General features: G+C 55.4%; 20 protein-coding genes. 9 read left to right on the plus strand and 11 right to left on the minus strand.

Annotated features, from left to right (window positions below; translation table 11 throughout):
• The 3 genes from cysG to nirB all read right to left on the minus strand — a co-directional run.
• Positions 1 to 1,220, minus strand: a 1,220-nt coding sequence (cysG, locus tag ACZAHD_RS10745) for a siroheme synthase CysG (RefSeq protein ID WP_462456759.1), incomplete at its 3' end; no start/stop codon positions are given.
• A 155-nt stretch (positions 1,221 to 1,375) separates the two neighbouring features.
• Positions 1,376 to 1,702, minus strand: a complete 327-nt coding sequence (gene nirD / locus ACZAHD_RS10750) for a nitrite reductase small subunit NirD (protein ID WP_462456760.1) — start codon at positions 1,700 to 1,702, stop codon at positions 1,376 to 1,378.
• Positions 1,699 to 4,242: a nitrite reductase large subunit NirB gene (gene nirB, locus ACZAHD_RS10755; protein WP_462456761.1), complete on the minus strand. Its 2,544-nt coding sequence runs from the start codon at positions 4,240 to 4,242 to the stop codon at positions 1,699 to 1,701. The genes nirD and nirB overlap by 4 nt, the downstream gene beginning before the upstream one ends.
• A gap of 240 nt (positions 4,243 to 4,482) precedes the next feature.
• On the opposite strand from nirB, the gene ACZAHD_RS10760 reads away from it, so the two are divergent.
• Positions 4,483 to 5,808 (plus strand): cytosine deaminase, encoded by a 1,326-nt coding sequence (locus ACZAHD_RS10760; protein ID WP_462456762.1) that lies wholly within the window; start codon positions 4,483 to 4,485, stop codon positions 5,806 to 5,808.
• Here ACZAHD_RS10760 and tsgA read toward each other — a convergent pair.
• Positions 5,805 to 6,989 (minus strand): MFS transporter TsgA, encoded by a 1,185-nt coding sequence (gene tsgA, locus ACZAHD_RS10765; protein ID WP_462456763.1) that lies wholly within the window; start codon positions 6,987 to 6,989, stop codon positions 5,805 to 5,807. The genes ACZAHD_RS10760 and tsgA overlap by 4 nt on opposite strands.
• A 276-nt stretch (positions 6,990 to 7,265) precedes the next feature.
• Here tsgA and ppiA point away from each other — a divergent pair, with 276 nt between their 5' ends.
• The 5 genes from ppiA (at position 7,266) to argD (ending at position 10,608) form a co-directional block, all read left to right on the plus strand.
• Positions 7,266 to 7,835: a peptidylprolyl isomerase A gene (gene ppiA / locus ACZAHD_RS10770; RefSeq protein WP_462456764.1), complete on the plus strand. Its 570-nt coding sequence runs from the start codon at positions 7,266 to 7,268 to the stop codon at positions 7,833 to 7,835.
• Between the two features lie 107 nt (positions 7,836 to 7,942).
• Complete coding sequence (locus ACZAHD_RS10775; RefSeq protein ID WP_462456765.1) at positions 7,943 to 8,110, plus strand: YhfG family protein; 168 nt, start codon at positions 7,943 to 7,945, stop codon at positions 8,108 to 8,110.
• Positions 8,100 to 8,690, plus strand: a complete 591-nt coding sequence (locus tag ACZAHD_RS10780; RefSeq protein ID WP_462456766.1) for a putative adenosine monophosphate-protein transferase Fic — start codon at positions 8,100 to 8,102, stop codon at positions 8,688 to 8,690. The genes ACZAHD_RS10775 and ACZAHD_RS10780 overlap by 11 nt, the downstream gene beginning before the upstream one ends.
• A 44-nt stretch (positions 8,691 to 8,734) precedes the next feature.
• Positions 8,735 to 9,298, plus strand: a complete 564-nt coding sequence (gene pabA, locus ACZAHD_RS10785) for an aminodeoxychorismate synthase component 2 (protein ID WP_462456767.1) — start codon at positions 8,735 to 8,737, stop codon at positions 9,296 to 9,298.
• A gap of 89 nt (positions 9,299 to 9,387) precedes the next feature.
• Positions 9,388 to 10,608 carry a bifunctional acetylornithine/succinyldiaminopimelate transaminase gene (gene argD / locus ACZAHD_RS10790; protein ID WP_462456768.1) on the plus strand — a complete coding sequence of 407 codons (1,221 nt, stop codon included), beginning with the start codon at positions 9,388 to 9,390 and terminating at the stop codon, positions 10,606 to 10,608.
• Here the strand turns inward: argD and ACZAHD_RS10795 are convergent.
• Both ACZAHD_RS10795 and crp read right to left on the minus strand, forming a co-directional pair.
• A complete protein-coding gene (locus ACZAHD_RS10795) occupies positions 10,598 to 12,676 on the minus strand; it encodes a YccS/YhfK family putative transporter (protein ID WP_462456781.1) in 2,079 nt (692 codons plus the stop codon). The genes argD and ACZAHD_RS10795 overlap by 11 nt on opposite strands.
• Before the next feature lie 52 nt (positions 12,677 to 12,728).
• Complete coding sequence (gene crp, locus ACZAHD_RS10800; protein ID WP_000242758.1) at positions 12,729 to 13,361, minus strand: cAMP-activated global transcriptional regulator CRP; 633 nt, start codon at positions 13,359 to 13,361, stop codon at positions 12,729 to 12,731.
• Between the two features lie 306 nt (positions 13,362 to 13,667).
• On the opposite strand from crp, the gene ACZAHD_RS10805 reads away from it, so the two are divergent.
• On the plus strand, positions 13,668 to 14,072 hold the full coding sequence (locus ACZAHD_RS10805) for an OsmC family protein (protein WP_462456769.1): 405 nt from the start codon (positions 13,668 to 13,670) through the stop codon (positions 14,070 to 14,072).
• 64 nt (positions 14,073 to 14,136) lie between these two features.
• Here the strand turns inward: ACZAHD_RS10805 and ACZAHD_RS10810 are convergent, their stop codons facing one another.
• The 5 genes from ACZAHD_RS10810 to ACZAHD_RS10830 all read right to left on the minus strand — a co-directional run bounded on the left by ACZAHD_RS10810 (position 14,137) and on the right by ACZAHD_RS10830 (position 18,953).
• On the minus strand, positions 14,137 to 15,003 hold the full coding sequence (locus tag ACZAHD_RS10810; protein ID WP_100684409.1) for a phosphoribulokinase: 867 nt from the start codon (positions 15,001 to 15,003) through the stop codon (positions 14,137 to 14,139).
• Positions 15,004 to 15,038: 35 nt separating this feature from the next.
• Positions 15,039 to 15,257: a YheU family protein gene (locus ACZAHD_RS10815; RefSeq protein WP_434649961.1), complete on the minus strand. Its 219-nt coding sequence runs from the start codon at positions 15,255 to 15,257 to the stop codon at positions 15,039 to 15,041.
• Complete coding sequence (locus ACZAHD_RS10820; protein WP_462456770.1) at positions 15,254 to 16,276, minus strand: hydrolase; 1,023 nt, start codon at positions 16,274 to 16,276, stop codon at positions 15,254 to 15,256. The genes ACZAHD_RS10815 and ACZAHD_RS10820 overlap by 4 nt, the downstream gene beginning before the upstream one ends.
• 207 nt (positions 16,277 to 16,483) lie before the next feature.
• Positions 16,484 to 16,936 (minus strand): nuclear transport factor 2 family protein, encoded by a 453-nt coding sequence (locus tag ACZAHD_RS10825; protein WP_462456771.1) that lies wholly within the window; start codon positions 16,934 to 16,936, stop codon positions 16,484 to 16,486.
• Positions 16,937 to 17,048: 112 nt separating this feature from the next.
• Positions 17,049 to 18,953, minus strand: coding sequence for an ABC transporter ATP-binding protein (locus ACZAHD_RS10830; protein WP_462456772.1), 1,905 nt, complete (start codon positions 18,951 to 18,953; stop codon positions 17,049 to 17,051).
• 173 nt (positions 18,954 to 19,126) lie between these two features.
• Here ACZAHD_RS10830 and kefG point away from each other — a divergent pair, with 173 nt between their 5' ends.
• Entirely contained in the window at positions 19,127 to 19,690 is a 564-nt protein-coding gene (kefG, locus tag ACZAHD_RS10835; protein WP_462456773.1) for a glutathione-regulated potassium-efflux system ancillary protein KefG, read from the plus strand.
• Positions 19,677 to 21,482: a glutathione-regulated potassium-efflux system protein KefB gene (gene kefB / locus ACZAHD_RS10840; RefSeq protein WP_462456774.1), complete on the plus strand. Its 1,806-nt coding sequence runs from the start codon at positions 19,677 to 19,679 to the stop codon at positions 21,480 to 21,482. Before kefG ends, kefB begins: the two co-directional genes overlap by 14 nt.
• The last annotated feature ends 8 nt before the right edge of the window (positions 21,483 to 21,490 follow it).

A 21,490-nucleotide genomic window follows, 5' to 3' on the forward strand; every position in this document is an offset into this window, starting at 1 on the left:
ATAGCCGCGGGCATATCCGCCGCCATGCCGTGAGCAATCAGGTTCTCTCTGATAGCAGAGGCCTGGTTTAGTCCCATATAAAACACCAGTGTCTGTTTCTCTATCGCCAGGTTTTCCCAATCCAGCTCGCCGCCTGTCTTCAGATGGCCGGTGATCAGGCGGACCCCTTGGGCGAAATCGCGATGGGTCAACGGGATACCAGAATAGGCAGAACAACCTGAAGCCGCGGTAATACCTGGCACCACCGAGAAGGGGATTCCGGCGTTGCACAGGGTTTCCAGCTCTTCGCCGCCGCGGCCAAAAATAAAGGGATCGCCGCCTTTCAGGCGCACCACACGACGTCCGTTCTGCGCTTCGCGCAACAGGATCTGGTTAATCTCTTCCTGCGGTACGCAGTGATAGCCCGCGCGTTTGCCAACGAAAATCCGATCGGCGTCGCGACGTACCAGATTCATAATGTCGTCGGAGACCAGACGGTCATACACCACGACGTCAGCCTGCTGAATCTGCTGGAGCCCTTTGAGGGTCAGCAGCCCTGCGTCGCCGGGGCCGGCACCGACCAGCACCACTTCGCCACGGTGATCCAGCGGCTCCGTTAGCAGCTGCTCGGTAGTATCAGCAACGGCCTGGCGGTCCTCATTGGCCAGCGATTGCGCCAGACGGTCGTTGACGAACAACTTTTCCCAGAAACGTCGACGTTCGCCGACCGTTGCAAATTGTTTTTTCACCCGTGAACGCAGCTGGCCGGCATAGTGCGCCAACTGGCCTAAATGGAGCGGCAGAATCGACTCCAGTTTTTCCCGCAGCAGTCGCGCCAGCACCGGTGAGGTACCGCCAGAGGAGACGGCGACCATCAGCGGCGAGCGATCAATGATCGACGGCATAATAAAGCTGGCCTGCTGCGGTGCATCCACCACGTTACAGAATATGCGCCGCGCCTCTGCGGCGTCTCTGACCTGCTGATTGACCTCCTCATCGTCGGTAGCGGCGATGGTCAGCCAGCAGGTGTCGAGAAGCGCTGGGTTAAACGGCGTTTGCACCAGGCTCAGCATCTGCGAATCAGCCCACACATGGAACTGCGGCGAGAACGCCAGTGCGTTGACCGTTACTCTGGCGCCGGCATCGAGCAGCAGGCGTGCCTTGCGTTCGGCAACATCACCGCCGCCGACCAGTAAGCAGTCGCGGTCGCGCAACTGACAGAAAATAGGTAAGTGATCCACGGAACATCCTCGCAGCAAAGCAGTGGGAGAGGGTAAGCGGTCGTAGCATAGCAGCAGAGGGTGGGCACAATATACGATTTTTCGGGCGTCTACCGCTTAGTTGGCATAAGAAGAAAATATGGTTCCCGCCGCGCCCCGGCGGGAACCTCAGGGCATCATGCCTTCAACTGAACGTTGCCGTCTTTTACGCGCGCGTCGAAATACGCAATAGAGTGGTTTTCATCTTCCATGCACAGGCCGTCGCGCAGGCGGAAGCGCTGTTTCTTCAATGGGCTGGCGACCCAAAGCTCCCCCTCGTGTTCAGCAATGATACCTCGCGACAGCACGCTGGCGTTGAAGAACGGGTCGATATTGCTGATCGCATAGACCCGATCGTCATGGTAAGGCCGGAACAGAGCGACCTGTTGCTGGCCCAGCAGCGCGCAGACGCCGGTTGCAGGCAGAATATCGTCAATCTTGCAGATGTTTACCCACTGGCTCATGTGTTTTCCTCCACCAGCGTGACCGGGATACGCTCATATGGCGTTGCCGGACGGTGCTGCTCGCGTTCTGGTACAACCTGTACATTCGGGTCGTGCTGGTTGCTGTTGATAAAGTGTTTGAAGCGGGTTTGAGCCGCCGGGTTGTTGACCGTCTCGGTCCACTCGCAGGCGACCACGGCACGCAGACGCGCCAGCTCTTCTTCCAGATGGGAGTTCAGACCCAGCTTGTCGTCGATAATGACGCTACGCAGGTAGTCGATGCCGCCTTCCATGTTGTCTAACCACGGCGCGGTACGCGTCAGCTTATCGGCGGTGCGGATATAGAACATCATAAAGCGATCGAGATAGCAGAGCAGCGTTTCGCGGTCAAGATCGGCGGCCAGCAGGTCGGCGTGGCGCGGCTTCATCCCGCCATTGCCGCAGACATATAAATTCCAGCCCTTCTCGGTGGCGATAATCCCCACGTCTTTACCCTGTGCTTCCGCACATTCACGGGTACAGCCGGAGACGCCAAACTTCACTTTGTGCGGCGTACGAATCCCTTTGTAGCGGTTTTCCAGTTCGACTCCGAAGCCCACACTGTCGCCGACGCCGTAGCGGCACCAGGTGCTGCCAACGCAGGTTTTCGCCATACGCAGCGCTTTGGCATACGCGTGGCCGGTTTCGAAGCCCGCGTCGATCAGTTGACGCCAGATTTCCGGCAGATCGTCTTTTTGCGCGCCGAACAGGCCGATACGCTGGGAGCCGGTGATCTTGGTGTAGAGGTTAAATTCACGGGCGATACGTCCCACCGCCACCAGACCTTCCGGGGTGATTTCTCCACCGGCAGAGCGCGGGATAACCGAATAGGTCCCATCCTTCTGGATATTAGCGAGGAAGTTGTCGTTAGTATCCTGAAGCGGCGTATGCTGAGGCTTGAGGATGTACTCATTCCAGCAGGAGGCCAACAGAGAGCCAACGGTCGGTTTACACACTTCGCAGCCGTAGCCTTTTCCGTGTTTCGCCAGCAGCTCTTCGAAGGTTTTAATGCCTTCTACGCGAATCAGGTGGAACAGTTCCTGGCGGGAGTAGGCAAAGTGTTCACACAGATTGTGGCTCACTTCGATCCCCTGTTTCGCCAGTTCCGCGTTGAGTACCTGGGTCACCAGCGGAATACAGCCGCCGCAGCCGGTACCGGCTTTGGTTTCGGCTTTCAGCGCGGCGACAGTATGGCAGCCTTTGTTGATAGCGGAAATCAGCATCCCTTTGGTGACGTCGAAGCAGGAACAGATTTGCGCGCTGTCCGGCAGCTTATCGACGCCGATTGACGGCTTACCGCTGCTTGCGTGTGCTGGCAGAATCAACGAATCCGGGTTTTCCGGTAATTCAATGTCGTTCAGCACCAGTTGCAGCAGATTGCCATAATCGCTGGTGTCACCAACCAGCACCGCGCCAAGCAGGGTTTTATTGTTTTCGCTGACGATCAATCGTTTATAGACTTCTTTGCTTTCATCAAGATAGACGTAGCTGCGGGCGCCAGGGGTGCGGCCATGCGCATCGCCGATGCCGCCCACGTCAACGCCCAGCAGCTTCAGTTTGGCGCTGAGATCAGCCCCGATAAAACGGTTGTCGTTGCCGAGGAGATGGTCGACGGTCACTTGGGCCATTTTATAACCCGGCGCCACCAGACCGAAGACGCGGTTGTTCCAGCTGGCGCATTCGCCGATTGCATAGATATCCGGATCGGAGGTCTGGCAGGTGTCATTGACCACGATACCGCCGCGCTGCGCCACGGCCAGACCGCACTGGGTTGCCAGCTTGTCGCGTGGACGAATACCGGTGGAGAAGACGATAAAATCGACCTGCAGCTCGCTGCCATCGGCGAACTGCATGGTTTTCCGGGCTTCGCTGCCCTGCTGGACAATCTCTTTGGTGTTTTTGCAGGTATGGACCTTCACGCCCATACTTTCGATTTTACGCTTGAGCTGCTCGCCGCCCATACTATCCAGCTGTTCGGCCATCAGCATGGGAGCAAATTCGATGACGTGGGTTTCCACGCCGAGGTTCTTCAGCGCGCCGGCGGCTTCCAGGCCCAACAGGCCGCCGCCGAGGACGGCGCCGCGTTTGCTGCGACGCGCGCAGGATTCAATCGCGTTCAGATCTTCAATGGTGCGGTACACAAAGCAGTCCTGAGTGTCCGCACCTTTGATTGGCGGGATCCACGGATAGGAGCCCGTCGCCATCACCAGCTTGTCGTAAAATACAGTGCGTCCCGCGCTGGAGTGAATCACTTTCTCCTGGCGGTTAATGGTAATAGCGCGTTCACCGACCAGGACTTTAACGCCATGTTTCTCGTAAAAACCTTCACGGACCAGCGAGAGTTCTTCGGCGGTGTGATGGGAGAAGTAAGACGACAGGTGGACGCGGTCGTAAGCGATACGGGGTTCTTCACAGAACACGGTAATGTCGAACTGTCCGGCAGGCGCCTTATCAAGAAGCTCTTCGATAAAGCGATGGCCAACCATGCCGTTACCGATAATAGCGATTCTGACTTTGCTCATTTTGGCCTCGATTTCTTTTCTATTACCGCCTACCTTAACGATTCAGCCAGTGCACTCATTGACACAAATCAAGATCGCCAGTGCCTACCACTTAATGGGTATAGCTATGATTTTACTGGATTTTTATAAGTAGTGGAAAACTCAGGCTTTTCCTTTTTGTTGCTTTTGTGTACAAAATGGACACGGGAGAATGTTCATGGGTTGGGCGAAAAATCGGCAATATTCACGGGAGTCATCAAGATGACAGCAGTTCCGCTTTGGTTGATTGAGAACGTACGTTTGCCTGACCGCGAAGGGCTATGGCAGATAGCGATAGATAAAGGCTGTTTTGGTGATATTACCCCGATGGGCGATGCGCGCAGCGAAAGTTATGAGGTACTCAACGCCCGCGGCGGGCTCGCGATTCCGCCATTTATTGAACCGCATATCCATCTCGATACCACCCAAACTGCCGGCGAGCCAAACTGGAATCAGTCCGGGACGCTGTTTGAGGGGATTGAGCGCTGGGCGGAACGTAAGGCGTTGTTGAGTCACGAAGATGTCAAGGCCCGGGCGTGGAAGACGCTGAAATGGCAAATCGCCAACGGGATACAATTTGTCCGGACGCACGTTGACGTGTCTGACCCGACGCTGACGGCATTAAAGGCGATGCTGGAAGTAAAGCAGGAGGTAGCGCCATGGATCGATTTGCAGATAGTCGCCTTCCCCCAGGAGGGGATCTTATCTTACCCCAATGGTGAGGCCTTGCTGGAGGAGGCCCTGCGGCTCGGGGCCGATGTGGTCGGCGCTATTCCGCACTTTGAGTTTACCCGCGAGTATGGCGTGGAATCGCTGCATATTGCGTTCCGTCTGGCGCAACAGTATCAGCGTCCGCTTGATATTCACTGTGATGAAATTGATGATGAGCAGTCGCGGTTTGTCGAAACGGTGGCGGCGCTGGCGTTGAAAGAGGGTATTGGTCCACGGGTTACGGCCAGTCATACCACCGCGATGCACTCCTATAACGGCGCCTACACTTCGCGGTTGTTCCGGTTACTGAAGCTCTCGGGAATCAACTTTGTCGCTAACCCGCTGGTAAATATTCACCTCCAGGGGCGCTTTGACGATTATCCAAAGCGCCGCGGCATCACTCGGGTGAAGGAGCTGATGGCGGCGGGCATTAACGTTTGTTTCGGTCACGATGATGTCTTCGACCCGTGGTACCCGCTGGGTACTGGCAATATGCTGCAGGTACTGCATATGGGATTGCATGTCTGTCAACTGATGGGCTATCAGCAGATTAACGATGGCTTGAAGCTGATTACCGACAACAGCGCCCGTACCTTTGGTTTGCACGATTACGGCATTGTGTCGGGCAATCCGGCGAATCTGATTATTCTGCCAGCGGAGAATGGCTTTGAGGCGGTTCGCTGCCAGGTGCCGGTTCGCTGGTCGATTCGTCAGGGACGGGTCATTGCCACAACGCAACTGGCACAGACCTGGATCCAGACCGACAGAGGTGGAGAGGAGCTGTTCTTTAGCCGAAACAGCCCCTTCGCTGACGCAAAGGGGCCGGCAAAGGCTTAGTGGGAAGCCGCTGCCGCGTTGTGCTGGCGGTGGCGGGAGACGAAGCCAAGGATTAAGCACATCACAAAGACGACGGCGTAGAGGCCGTTAGCGGTGTGCAGCGCTGCCAGCGGACCGCTGGCAGCCACAATCGGACCGGTCACCACGAAGGTCAGCATTGTGCCGATGGTGCCGCAGGTCAGTACAAAGTTCACCAGTTTCGGCGATGCGACTTTGGTTTGTAGCGAGCCCAGCGTAATAAGCGAGGTGTAAATCGCGCTGGAGAAGAAGCCGAGGGTCAGAATAAACCACGGCATATGCTCCGGTGAACCGTTGATGAACAGGTCCATCAGCACGGTGGCGAGGCCAGCCAGTACGGTCAGGATGCGCTGCAGGTCGAAGAAGCGCAGAATGAAGCTGAATGACCACATACCAATCATGTACGACATCCAGAAATCACTCACCAGCTTACCGCCATCGGCCAGGCTCATACCCAGGGTCTTGGCATATTCCGGTACCCAGGAGATAAAGCCCAGCTGACCGAGGATATAGCACAGCGCCGCAATCGCGAGGAACAGCACACCGACGCCCCACTTTTCTTTCACTACCGACGGATTGTCCTGCTGCGCTTTTTTGCCGAGAACCGGGAACTCACAGCCGAAGGTCAGAATAAAGATGGCAACGTAGACCAGACCAATGCAGGCATAAACCCAGTACCACTCGATGCTGCGGGCCAACAGGAATGCGGCGACCATCGGGAAGATCATCCCCGCCATGCTGAAGAAGGAGTCGGTAAACAGCAGACGCGCCCCACGCTGGCGGCCTTCATACATGTGGGTGATCAGGAAGGTCCCGATCGACATGGTAATTCCGCTGACCAACCCCAGAACGAACATGGATGCGGAGAACAGGGCCAGGCTGTGGCTAAACATCAGTCCGGCAACGGCCAGTACCATCAGAATAAAGCCAAAACGCAGTTGGGTTTTCAGCGGCACAATTTCCATCAGCCAGGCATTCAGGAAGATAGATATCAGGATACCGGCGTTAAGGAAAGTAAAGGTGTTGCTCATACTGGAGACGGGCAGATGGAAATAATCGGCGATATTTCCCATCACCATTCCGGTGACGATCACCAGCGCGCCAGTGAGGGCGTAGGAAAAGAAGCTGATCCATGTGAGCTTGATACGATTGCTGTTAGTCATGACTGGCCTGTGAATAGAAATGTAAAGCGCATTGACTGCGCCAGGGCGGACAGATTTTATTCATTCGAGTGATGTAAGCAAACGTTTATTATGCAATTAAATTGTTTTTGCATTGATTTGTGTGACGCAGATCGCTTTTATTTGTCGTACTGGTCAATGCGTGCGTCGTAACAACTATTTCAGCTACGTAAAATTAGGTAAAAGGCTGGCCCAGGATACAAAGGCTCTTTAGAATCAAAGCACTTGCTTTTTATTCTGCTCCGTTAAGGAATTCCCATGCTCAAATCAACTCTGGCGGCGGTGGTTGCCGTTTTCGCCATTTCAGCTTTCTCTCCGGCAATGGCAGCGAAGGGCGATCCTCGTGTATTGCTGACGACCTCTGCGGGCAATATTGAGCTGGAGTTAAATAGCCAGAAAGCACCGATTTCCGTGGATAACTTCCTGAAGTACGTGAATAGCGGCTTCTATAACAACACCACCTTCCATCGCGTGATTCCGGGCTTCATGGTGCAGGGCGGCGGCTTCAACGAACAGATGCAGCAAAAGCAGCCGAACCCGCCAATTAAAAACGAAGCCGATAACGGTCTGCGCAATACTCGCGGCACTATCGCGATGGCGCGTACCGCCGATCAGGACAGTGCTACCAGCCAGTTCTTCATTAACATTGCGGATAATGCCTTCCTTGACCACGGACAGCGAGATTTTGGCTATGCGGTCTTCGGCAAAGTAGTGAAAGGCATGGACGTGGCGGATAAGATTTCTCAGGTTCAGACGCACAATGTCGGACCGTATCAGAATGTTCCGTCCAAACCTGTCGTCATCCTCTCAGCGAAAGTGCTGCCATAAGCCTTTTTGTACGCGGGTGACATCGCCCGCGCCTCGTCGGCCTCTCTGCGTAACCCGAAATTGCTGCTTATACTTGTGGCAAACAGGGGACGATAAGGGAGGCGACCATGCGTTCACTCACCGATAAGCAAAAATCTCAACTCTGGGAACAGACACGCAATGTGAACTTTCAGGCCAGCCGTCGCCTGGAGGGGGCTGAGATCCCGTTGGTCACGCTGACTGCCGAACAAGCGCTGGCGCGTCTTGCCGAGATCAGGAGGCGCCATGAGCAGTAAATATGGCGACGATCGCGACCCTTACCTCTACCCTGCGCTCGATGTGATGCGTAACCGCCTCGGCATTCGTCAGGCGCAGCGGCTGGAGCAAACGGCCTGGGAAATCACCTCCTTGCGTGCGGCGACGCTGCCGCTGGGACCGCGTGGCCGTGGGCTGCCTTACCTCTGTTTTATTCATCATCAACTCTATCAGGATATCTTCGACTGGGCGGGGCAATTCAGAGAAGTCGATATCTATCAGGGGGATACTCCTTTCTGTCACTTTGCGTGGATTGAGAAAGAGGGCAATGCGCTGATGCGGGCGCTGGAGGAAGAGGGCTATCTCAGCGGAATCAGTCGCGCGACGTTTATCACGCGTCTGAGCTGGTACTATGGGGAAATTAACGTTCTGCACCCGTTTCGCGTCGGTAGCGGCCTGGTTCAGCGGATTTTCTTTGAACAGTTGGCTCTTCACGCCGGATTTGTCCTCGACTGGCGGGATATCAATCCCGATACCTGGAGCCAGGCTAACCAGTTGGGGGCGATGGGCGATCCCGAACCCCTTGAGCGGATCTTTCGCAAAGTGGTAAGCGAAGCGTGAGAATCTGAGTAGAATAGCCCGGTTTTATTCTTTCCGGAGCCGCTATGATCCTGCTTATCGACAACTATGATTCTTTCACCTGGAACTTGTACCAGTACTTCTGTGAACTGGGGGCGGAAGTGCTGGTCAGGCGTAATGATGAGCTTACGCTTGAGGAGATAGCTGCGTTGATGCCGGAGAAAATCGTGATCTCTCCCGGACCTTGTACGCCGAATGAGTCAGGTATTTCGCTGGCGGTGATTGCACATTATGCCGGTCAAATTCCTCTGCTAGGCGTTTGCCTTGGCCATCAGGCTATCGCCCAGGTCTTTGGCGCCACTATCGTCCGTGCGGCGAAAGTGATGCACGGCAAGACTTCACCCATCTATCATAACGGGCAGGGGGTCTTTCAGGGGCTGAATAATCCGCTGACCGTCACTCGCTACCACTCTCTGCTGATTGATCCTGCGACCCTTCCCGAATGCTTTGAGGTAACGGCCCGCAGCGAAAGTGGTGAGATTATGGCGATTCGTCATCGGGAATGGGATCTCGAAGGGGTACAGTTCCACCCGGAGAGTATTCTTAGCGAGCAGGGACATCAGCTGCTGGCAAACTTTCTCAATCGGTGATTTGTTGTTGCCATTGAGTGATTTTTTATGCATATTTTGTGAGTAGATTATCAAAATAACGATCGCATAACGAAGAAGGATGGCATGACATGGCAACTGAGCAAGCGGTAATTACCCGCGCCACATTCGATGAAGTTATTCTGCCGATTTATGCACCTGCAGAATTCATCCCGGTTAAAGGTAAAGGTAGCCGCGTATGGGATCAGCAGGGCAAAGAGTACGTTGATTTCGCGGGCGGGATTGCGGTGACGGCGTTAGGTCATTGTCATCCGTCTCTGGTCGCGGCGCTGCATGAGCAGGGCGAAACCTTGTGGCATACCAGCAACGTCTTTACCAACGAGCCTGCGCTGCATCTGGGTCGCAAGCTGGTGGACGCCACCTTCGCCGAGCGTGTGGTGTTCATGAACTCGGGCACCGAAGCGAATGAAACGGCGTTCAAGCTGGCGCGCCACTATACAATTACCCGTCACAGCCCGTATAAGACCAAAATCATCGCCTTCCACAATGCCTTCCACGGCCGTTCGCTGTTCACGGTATCGGTGGGCGGGCAGCCAAAATATTCTGACGGTTTCGGCCCGAAACCGGCAGACATTATCCACGTGCCGTTTAACGATCTGCATGCGGTTAAAGCGGTAATGGACGATCATACTTGTGCGGTGGTCGTAGAGCCGATTCAGGGAGAAGGCGGAGTGATGGCGGCGACGCCGGAGTTTCTGAAAGGACTACGCGAACTGTGCGATGAGCATCAGGCGCTGCTGGTCTTTGATGAAGTTCAGTGTGGAATGGGGCGGACCGGTTCTCTGTTTGCATACATGCACTACGGCGTGACGCCGGATATTCTTACCAGTGCCAAAGCGCTGGGCGGTGGCTTCCCGATCAGCGCTGTACTGACCACCAACGATATTGCCAGCGCATTCCACGCCGGTTCCCACGGTTCGACCTACGGCGGTAACCCTCTGGCCTGCGCCGTTGCCGGGGCAGCATTTGATCTGATCAATACCCCGGAGGTGCTGGAGGGAGTGAATGCGAAGCGCGCGCTGTTTGTACAGCATCTCCAGCAAATTGACGCGCAGTTTGACCTGTTCAGCGATATCCGCGGTATGGGGCTGTTGATTGGCGCGGAGCTGAAGCCGCAGCATAAAGGCCGGGCTCGCGATTTTCTTTATTCCGCGGCAGATGCGGGGGTGATGGTGCTTAATGCCGGGCCGGATGTAATGCGCTTTGTACCTTCGCTGGTTATTGAAGAGAAGGATATTGCCGAAGGCATGGCTCGCTTTGCGCAGGCGGTACAGCAGGTGCTTAGCGCTTAATTGCGCGTAACCAGATGCCGTGATGCGGGCGCTGACGCCATGCCACCGAGGAGATGGTGTGCATGGTGTTCAGATGATCAAGGATCCGCTGCAGATGTTGCTCCATCGTACTTAACGGGCCACGGCTCACCTCCACATCCTGCGACTCCATAATATTCACATCGCCAGCGCTGCCGGGACCGTCGGTATCCAGCCGCTGCTGGCAACGCTGGAGCGCAACCTCACAAGATTCCAGATAGCGTCGGGCCAGTTCCGGCGTTAGCATCGTATGCTCGCGGGCCAGCGTGGTCATCGCGTTGATATGCTCAACAATAAACTGGCTGTGGGTGACCCATAGCTTCATATCATCAAGATAATGTGTGTTAAACCCGGGTTCCTGCATGGCCTGATTCAGCGAGTTATACAGTGAGTTATGTGCCTGGTTGACACGCATCCGGCGATAGGCCAGCGCCGGGGCTTGATGATCGTCGCTGAGAATCAGCCTGATCGCCTCCTGATCGGCTTCCAGCGCGTCGTGAGCATTCTTGCGCAGTAGCCCGCTTTGCCATTGCGGCCATAGCCAGACCATACCGCCAAACGCAATAAGGCAGCCAATAAGCGTATCGATAAGTCTGGCGACAATATACTGCTCGCCATTTAGCGTCAGAAGCTGCAGGGTATACACCGCCGTCACGGTAAAGCCAACCATCGCCCAGCCGTAATGTTTGCGAATAATCAGGTAACTCAGCAGCGTGACGACCAGCATCGCCGAGAGTGTATAACCCTCCGGGACGTGAAAGTGCAATGCCAGGCCGGCGATGGCCAGACCGGCAAGAGTCCCTGCCGCCCGATGGACAATACGTACCCGTGTCGCGCCGTAGCCGTTTTGGGTCACAAAAAGCACCGTCATCAGGATCCAGTAAGGCTTGGGTAGGTTCAGGGTGCTTCCCATCAGGCTCGCGGCCGTTAACATCACGCAGATACGTGCGGCGTTACGTAACGCCGGCGATTTCCACGAGAGATAGTTCTTTAGCGCGGGCAGCAACGGCAGACGGCGCTCTTTATCCGCCATCAGATCGCGAGCATACAGCGGGCGCTGGGTGCGCAGTACCCGGGCTATTCGGCTGAAGTGCCAGGCGCAGAACTGCCCTACCGGGTTGTCGGGATGCTGCCAGGCAATTTTCTCTAGCGCGCCGATTTGCTTATCCATGTGGAAGCGTTGCGGATAGCGGTGGTAGAGAATGTCATCAGCCAGTACCCTCAGGCGGGCGGCAACGGTTTGTGCGTTCCAGCGGATCACCGCCTCGGCATGGCTGCGCTCAACCAGTTTTTGCACTTCTTCGGGTTGGTGCAGGCTGACGGAGATATGTTCCTGTAAATCCAGCGCCATCTGAAACGCTCGCAGCAGGCGCTTGTGGTCATTGCGCTGGTTCGCCGCCAGCATATGCATCTGCTGGTAGCATTGGGTGATCAGGTCCACCACCTTCTGCTGGCGCGTGAGCAACGGCGGCAGAGAAGTGCTGGGATCGATATGCTGGGTCAACAGGCTGTATTTGGCTTCGCAATAGTTAGCCAGCTCCCGATAGAGCAGGCTCAGCGATTCACGCAACGGCTGCTCGCGCCATAGCCAAAACCAGAACCAGTTAAACAGGCCGTACCACAGCGTCCCGAGGGCGTAGATCAGCAGGGGTTCCCAGACGGGCATGTTTCCGGCAAGGCTCAGGGTAAAGATAGCGGCAATTAACGAAGCGGGCAGAAGCCTGGCATGCAGAGAGCTGATCTCCGCCGTTACGCCGAGCAGCAGCGCCAGGCCGCTGAGGATCAAGGGCAGCGGGATATCCTGCTGAAGAAGAAGCTGGACGACCAGGCTACAGCCGGCAAACAGCGAACCGCCAATAATCAGACGTTTAAAAAAGCGTTTATGCGGTGTATCCAGACCGGCGACGTTACAGCAGGCGGGCACTAGCGAGAACAGCAGACCTTGCTGTAAGTGACCGAGGAGGAAGCCGATTGCGACAGGCAAACACAACACCAGCGTTTGCCGCAGTGCATAGTTGACTTCCGGGTGGTAAATCAGCCTGCGCCACATAGAGGGGAAACAAAAACGGCGTATTGCGGGCGCAACACGCCGTTTCATCGACTTAACGCGTACCGTATACGACGATAGTTTTGCCGTGTGCGGAGATCAGGTTCTGATCTTCCAGCATCTTCAGGATACGGCCAACGGTTTCGCGGGAACAACCCACGATCTGACCGATTTCCTGGCGGGTAATTTTAATTTGCATACCATCAGGATGGGTCATCGCATCCGGCTGTTTTGCCAGGTTCAACAACGTCTGAGCGATGCGCCCGGTGACGTCGAGGAAGGCAAGGTTACCCACTTTTTCTGAGGTCACCTGCAGACGGCGAGCCATCTGCGATGACAAGCGCATCAGGATATCCGGGTTAACCTGAATGAGCTGACGGAATTTTTTGTAGGAGATTTCGGCCACTTCACATGCGGTTTTCGCACGTACCCAGGCGCTACGCTCCTGGCCTTCTTCAAACAAGCCTAATTCACCGATGAAATCGCCCTGGTTGAGGTAAGAGAGGATCATCTCTTTACCTTCTTCATCCTTGATGAGCACAGCCACAGAGCCTTTGACGATGTAGTACAACGTTTCTGCTTTTTCACCCTGGTGGATCAGCGTGCTTTTAGATGGGTACTTATGAATGTGGCAATGAGACAAGAACCATTCGAGGGTAGGGTCTGTTTGCGGTTTGCCAAGCACCATGCGCGGTTATCCTCTGTTATAAGCTATCTCCGGGTGCCGACACTACACGGCATCCGGGCATGCAATCGTATTGTTTCCCTATGCCTGGGAAACGGGCTGGTGATTTTTCTTCAGCCTGTAATGTGAACTCCTCTGCATACATGCAGTACATCAATGTAATACTGTAGCATCCTGACTGTTTTAGCATAGCTTTTGCCGCATGTCTCCTGGTGTCTCGCTTCAGCATGATGCAGGTCGCCTTCCGTTGCGAGAATTGTTATGTACGCGTAATCTGTCAGGAAAATTGCAACCTTGGAGTTAAATTTTATGCAAGCTCGTGTGAAATGGGTTGAAGGGTTAACCTTCATCGGAGAGTCCGCATCAGGTCACCAGATTCTGATGGACGGCAACTCCGGAGATAAAGCGCCAAGCCCAATGGAGATGGTGCTGATGGCGGCGGGCGGATGCAGCGCGATCGATGTCGTGTCTATTTTGCAGAAAGGTCGCCACGACGTGACTAACTGTGAAGTCAAGCTGACGTCTGAACGTCGGGAAGAGGCGCCGCGCCTGTTTACCCATATCAATATGCATTTTATCGTGACTGGCAAGGAGCTGAAAGAGGCTGCCGTTTCCCGCGCGGTGGATCTGTCGGCGGAGAAATACTGCTCGGTGGCACTGATGCTGCAAAAAGCGGTGAATATCACCCACTCATTTGAGGTAGTGGAGGCGTAATGCCCAGATACCCGGTGGCACGCTGCTTACCGGGTTGACACCGCTCGTCGCGCCACCCGGTCATTTAAATCGCTTTACCTTCCATCAAGCGCTCCACCAGCGGCGTCATGATGAGCTCCATCGCCAGCCCCATTTTCCCGCCCGGCACCACCAGCGTATTGATATGCGAGATAAACGAGCCCTGCAGCATCGCCAGCAGCCAGGGAAAATCGATATCCCGCAGGTTGCGGAAGTGGATCACCACAAAGCTTTCATCCAATGACGGGATGCCCTTTGCGGCAAACGGGTTGGAGGTGTCGACAGTGGGGACGCGCTGGAAGTTGATATGGGTACGCGAAAACTGCGGCGTGATGAAATTGATATAGTCTTCCATTGAACGGACAACGGAATCCATCACCGCTTCACGAGAGTGGCCTCGTTCGCTGGTATCGCGGATGAGCTTCTGAATCCATTCCAGGTTGACGATAGGCACCACGCCGACCAGCAGGTCGACATTCTGCGCGACGTTATATTGCGGCGTGACAACCCCGCCGTGCAGCCCTTCATAAAACAGGACATCGGTCGGCTCCGGTAGCGGTTGCCACGGCGTGAAGGTGCCCGGCACCTGATTCCACGGCACCGCTTCATCATAGGTATGCAGATATTTGCGCGACTGGCCGCTACCGTTACGCCCATACTCAAGGAAGGTGTTTTCCAGCAGTCCGAAGTCGTTGGCTTCCGGGCCGAAGTAGCTGATGTGTTTTCCCTGATCGCGCGCTTTGCGGATCGCCATGTCCATTTCCGGGCGGGTATATCGATGGAAGCTGTCGCCTTCCACCTCAGCAGCACGCAGGTTTAGCTGAGCGAAAATTTTACGAAAGGCGAGGCTGGTGGTCGTGGTTCCCGCGCCGCTGGAGCCCGTGACGGCAATCACCGGATGTTTGGCAGACATAACAACTCCCAGAGTAAACGATGTGTGGCGCCGCCTTAGCCGTGAAACTGCTTGCGGGGCATGATGTTGACCGTCTCGTGCAGTTCTGACCACACCAGTACGGCTTCTCCGCTTTTCAATTGTTGTTTGACGTCGGCGACTTTATCCGCCAGCGAGCGTTCATGTTCACCATAATCGGTGCCTTCACGCAACACAAAGCTTTCGATTAGGTTATCCAGCGTTTCGGGATCCAAATCGTGCCAGGGAATCATCATTTTTGTGCTCCTAACCAACGGGTTAACCAGTCCGGAATACGCCTTTCCAGCCACATTTCTGGCTTGCGCAGCGTACCGCCGACGAACCCGACGTGTCCGCCATTTTCTGTCAACTGATACTCGACGTTTGCCGGGAGCTGTTCTTGCGGCGGAATGGAGTGGTGGTCCATAAAAGGATCGTCCTTCGCATGAATGATCAGCGTCGGTTTAGTAATGTCGCTGAGTCGCGGCATGGCGCTGCACTGGCGATAGTAGTCGAGTGCATCCGCAAACCCGTGAATCCTGGCAGTGATCATATCGTCAAATTCGCGGATGCGGCGCATGCCTTTGAGCTGGCGCAGATCGACCGGGAGCGAACCGGGATAGGCTTTCAGCTTACGCGCAGCGTTGGCCTTTAACAGATTGAGCAGATATCGTTGATAGACCCGGGAAAAGCCCTTGTCCATATGATAGCTGCAGGCTTCGAGCATGAACGGGGCCGAGACGATAACCGCAGCATCCAGCGGGACATTATCGCCTTCTTTGGCCAGCAGGCAGCCCAGCATATTCCCGCCCAGCGAATAGCCGACGGCGGCGGTTGGCGCCGCACCCCATTCGCGTTGTAGCCAGTGCAGGAACCAGCTGCCATCTTCGGTTTCACCCGAGTGATAGATGCGGTTATTACGGTTGGGTTCGCCGCTACAGCCGCGGAAATGCATTACCACGCCCAGCCAGCCGCGCTGCATGGCCGCATGGATAAGACCGTGAGCATAGGGGCTGTGCAGGCTGCCCTCCAGTCCGTGGAACACGACCAGTCGCGGTTTGTGTTGCGCCCCGGCGGGGTCTTCACTCCACGCCAGATCGACAAAATCACCGTCCGGGAGTTCAAGGCGCTGCCAGTGCGGCGTGAATCCCAGCTTACGGCGAATCAGACGCGGCAACATGGTCTGCAGATGACGATTGCCCACACCGCGCATAGGGTGGAATTCGCGCGAGTCGTCTTCGGGGGGCGTCATTTCTGTGGGGGTGATTTCAACCATAGCACCAGAGCAGTTAATCATCTTATAAAACATTATACCGCGCATGAAGTGCGCAGGTTATCCAATATGTGGTCTTGCGGCCTGTGCTATAGGTTACACGAAATTGCAGCCGGATGATGACTGCTTGCGGGGTAAGGATGAGCCGCTGCCCGCGAAGGCTGTAAGGGGAAACAGCCACTGCCTGGTGCGAATGGCTGTGAGGCTGGCTCAAAACATGCTGTTGCCACTGGCGGTTTTTTCCGGAACCGTCTGAATAACATCCCAGTGCTCAACGATCTTGTTATGCGCATCGAGGCGGAAAATATCGATAATCGCCCGGGTGACGTCCGGCTCGCGGCCGGTGGACGCAACGTGCAGAACGACATAGTCGCCGTCGACAATCACGCGTTTAATCTCGCTGTGCGAGGCGGGGAATTTGTCTTTCAGAAAGGCGATGAATTGACGAAAGCCTTCGGGCCCATCCTGCGCGCCAGGATTATGCTGGATATACTCCTTCCCGAGGTAGGTTTTTGCGGCGTCAAAGTCTTTGTCGTTCAGCGCTTTATTATAAAAAGCGATGACGTTTTCTTTATTCTTCAATTCGCTCGCGGTGTAGGCGGCAAAGGCGGAGTGGGTCAGGGCGCAAAGCAGTGCGAGGGAGATGAACGTGTTTTTTACCATGGCAATGTCTCTTCGCTGATGAGTGTTGTGGTTTTTCGCCGGGGCACATCACGGCGCGCTTCCCTAATGCGGCGCCGTTGCGTTTATGCTCCTTGTTTTAACATAACCAGTTTTAGCCTTCCTGCAGCATTTGCTCCAGCTGCTCCTGTGCCTCCAGCCAGGCCATTTCACACTCTTCCAGGCCTGATTTTGCACTGGCCTGCTGCTGCAGACAGGTGGTCAGCTCCGCTTTGCGGGAGGCGTCATACAGCCCGCTGTCGCCGAGCTTCTCTTCCGCCTGGGCGAGCTGCGTATTGAGCTTATCCATCTCTTTTTCGAGGCGGGTAATCTCTTTACGCAGCGGCTGAGTCAGCGTGCGTAACTCCGCTTCACGACGTTTCTGGTCTTTGCGGGCTTGTGCGCTGTTACCGCCCTCTTTCGCAACGTCAGACGATGAACTTTCCTGCTTCTGCGAGTCGCTGAGCCACTGCTGATAATCTTCCAGGTCGCCATCGAACTGCTCGACTTTGCCGTCATGCACCAGATAGAGATCGTCGGTGGTGGAGCGGATCAGGTGGCGATCGTGCGAAACCACAACCAACGCGCCTTCGAAATCAATCAGCGCTTCAGTTAAGGCCTGACGCATATCGAGATCGAGGTGGTTGGTTGGTTCATCGAGGAGCAGAAGGTTAGGGCGTTGCCAGACGATTAATGCCAGCACCAGACGGGCTTTTTCACCACCGGAGAAACGCTGCGTCTCTTCGTTAACTTTATCGCTCTGGAAACCAAACCCACCGAGATAGTCGCGCAACTTCTGCTCTGTCTCCTGAGGTGCCAGGCGAGCCAGGTGCTGCAATGGGGATTCGTCAGCGCGCAGAAACTCCAGCTGATGCTGAGCGAAGTAACCGAGCTTAATGCCTTTAGCGAGGCCAATCTCGCCGTGCAGTGGCTGGAGTTCACCGGCCAGCAGCTTGATCAGCGTCGACTTACCGGCACCGTTACGCCCTAACAGGCCAATACGCGAACCGGGCACCAGGTTTAGCTTGATCGAGTCCAGAATCACCCGCTCGCCGTAACCGGCGCTGACTTTTTCCATTTTCAGCAGCGGGTTTGGCAGGCTTTCCGGTGCGCGGAAACTAAAGTGGAACGGGTTATCGACGTGAGCTGGCGCGATAAGCTCCATGCGCTCCAGCATTTTAATACGGCTTTGCGCCTGCTTGGCCTTGGTTGCCTTGGCGCGAAAGCGATCGATATAACTTTGCAGATGTGCGACGCGCAGCTGCTGGCTTTCATACATCGACTGCTGCTGTGACAGGCGGGTGGCGCGCTGCACTTCAAACGAGCTGTAGTTGCCGGTGTATTCGAACATCGTTTGCTGTTCGATATGAATAATTTTATCGACTATCGGATCCAGGAAGTCACGATCGTGAGAGATCAGAATCAGGGTGCCGGCGTAGCCTTTCAGCCATTTCTCCAGCCAGATAACCGCATCGAGATCGAGGTGGTTGGTCGGTTCATCGAGCAGCAGCAGATCGGAACGACAAATCAGCGCCTGCGCGAGGTTCAGACGCATACGCCAACCGCCGGAAAAGTCGCTGACCGGACTTTCAAGCTGCTCATTACTGAATCCCAGCCCGTGCAGCAGGCTGGCGGCGCGCGAACGGATGGTCCAGGCATCAATGGCATCCAGTTTACCGTGCACTGTTGCGATGGCGTGGCCGTCATTGCGCTCGTTGGCCTGGTTTAAATCGGCTTCGAACTGGCGATATTCGCGATCGCCATCAATAACATAATCAATGGCCGGCTGCGGCAGCGCAGGGGTTTCCTGATTAACCCACGCCAGCTGCCAGTTACCCGGAAAGGTCATACTGCCGCCGTCAGCGCTAATCTCGTTTTTCAAAAGCGCTAGCAGCGTGGATTTGCCGCAGCCGTTTTTGCCCACCAGGCCGACCTTCTGGCCAGGATTGATGGTAGCGGTGGCGTTGTCCAGAAGGACCCGTACGCCGCGACGAATTTGTAACGAGGAGAAAACAATCATAAGGCGCCGTATGTTCTGACTATGTTAGTTTGTCATTATGATAATGTAATGTGGTAGCAAATTGCTCCACCGGGCCGCAATGGTAGCCCAAAACGAAGATGATACACAAAGTCATTCTGGTTGCGTCGGGACGCAGCCGTTGTACAGGCCACCAGAAGACGTTCGGGAGGGGAATGATGTCTCAGACAGCGAAGGTTTTGCTGCTGTATGCCCACCCAGAATCTCAGGATTCCGTGGCCAACCGGGTATTACTTGAACCGACTTTACAGTTGCCTAATGTCACCGTGCACGATCTCTATGCACACTACCCAGATTTTTTTATCGATATTGCCCATGAACAGGATCTGTTGCGCCAGCATGAGGTGATTGTTTTCCAGCATCCGCTCTATACGTGGAGCTGTCCGGCATTGTTGAAGGAGTGGCTGGACAGGGTGCTGACTCGCGGCTTTGCCAGCGGCGCAGGAGGGAACCAGCTTGCGGGAAAGTACTGGCGAAGTGTGATTACTACTGGTGAGCCAGAGAGCGCCTACCGACGTGATGTAAATCGCTATCCCATGAACGATATCCTGCGCCCATTTGAACTGACTGCCGGCATGTGCCGGATGCACTGGATGAGCCCGATTATTGTCTACTGGGCTCGCCGGCAATCGCCTGATGACCTGAAAAACCATGCGCGCGCGTATCGTGACTGGCTGGCTAACCCTATCACGGCAGGAGGGAATAATGGCGGGAGCTGATCTGCTGTTAGCGGGGGTGTTATTTCTGTTTTCTGCCGTGGTGGCGGTTCCCCTGGCCGCCCGATTGGGTATCGGCGCGGTATTAGGTTATCTGCTGGCCGGGATTGCGATAGGCCCGTGGGGTCTGGGTTTTATCAGTGATGTCGATGAAATTCTTCATTTTTCCGAACTGGGTGTTGTGTTCCTGATGTTTATTATCGGGCTTGAACTCAACCCGGATAAGCTCTGGCGCCTGCGTAGTTCCATCTTTGGCGTCGGGGCGGCTCAGGTCATGCTCAGCGCAGGTATTCTCGGTGGGTTACTGATGGTGACCGGGTTTTCCTGGCAGGCAGCGGTGGTCGGTGGTATTGGCCTGGCAATGTCGTCCACGGCAATGGCGCTGCAGTTGATGCGTGAGAAAGGCATGAGTCGCAGCGAGTCCGGACAGCTGGGTTTTTCCGTGCTGCTGTTTCAGGATCTGGCCGTGATCCCTGCGCTGGCTCTGGTCCCGTTGCTGGCTGGTTCGGGTGATGACCATTTTAACTGGGTGACAGTCGGGTTGAAGGTTCTGGCCTTCGGTGGGATGCTGATTGGAGGCCGTTTTCTGCTGCGGCCTGTTTTTCGGTTTATCGCCGGCTCCGGGGTGCGGGAAGTCTTTACCGCCGCAACGCTGCTGCTGGTGCTGGGGTCGGCCCTGTTTATGGATGCGCTTGGTCTGTCTATGGCGCTCGGTACCTTTATTGCCGGCGTTCTGCTGGCTGAAAGCGAGTATCGTCATGAGCTGGAGATCGCCATTGAGCCGTTTAAAGGGCTTTTACTCGGGCTGTTCTTTATTTCCGTCGGCATGGCATTAAATCTGGGGGTGCTCTACACCCACTTACTGTGGGTGGCCGCAAGCGTTGCCGTGCTGGTAGTGGTAAAAAGCCTCGTGCTGTACGGTCTGGCTCGGGTATACGGAGTGCGTAGCTCGGAACGGATGCAGTTTGCGGGAGTGCTGAGCCAGGGGGGCGAGTTTGCGTTTGTGCTGTTCTCACTGCCCGCCTCGCTGCGACTGTTCGAAAACGATCAGATGGCGCTGCTGCTGGTGACGGTCACGTTATCGATGATGACGACGCCGCTGCTGATGACGCTTATCGATCAAATTCTCTCCCGACGCTTTAACCAGCCGGAAGAAGAAGATGAAGCGCCGTGGGTTGAGGACGATAAACCGCAGGTGATTATTGTCGGCTTTGGTCGCTTCGGACAGGTTATTGGTCGTTTGCTGATGGCCAATAAAATGCGGATTACCGTGCTGGAGCGTGATATCAGTGCGGTTAACCTGATGCGTAAATATGGCTATAAAGTCTATTTTGGCGATGCGACACAGTTGGAGCTACTGCGCTCGGCAGGGGCGGAGGATGCACAGTCGATTGTTATCACCTGTAACGAGCCGGAAGATACCATGAAGTTGGTGGAGATGTGCCAGCAACACTTTCCGCATCTGAATATCCTTGCGCGCGCCCGGGGCCGTGTTGAGGCGCATGAATTGCTGAAGGCTGGCGTGAAACAGTTTTCGCGTGAAACGTTTTCCAGCGCGCTGGAGCTGGGGCGCAAGGCGTTGATTACTCTGGGTATGCATCCTCATCAGGCGCAGCGTGCGCAGCTGCACTTCCGTCGTCTGGATATGCGAATGCTGCGTGAGTTAATGCCCGTGAATACGGATACGCTGCAGATATCACGCTTGCGGGAGGCTCGCCGGGAGCTGGAAGAGATTTTCCAGCGCGAGATGCAGAAAGAGAGCAGGCAGCTTGACGGTTGGGATGAGTTTGAATAAGGGTCAAA

It is taken from the genome of Raoultella sp. (assembly GCF_039594335.1).
Classification (GTDB): domain Bacteria; phylum Pseudomonadota; class Gammaproteobacteria; order Enterobacterales; family Enterobacteriaceae; genus Klebsiella.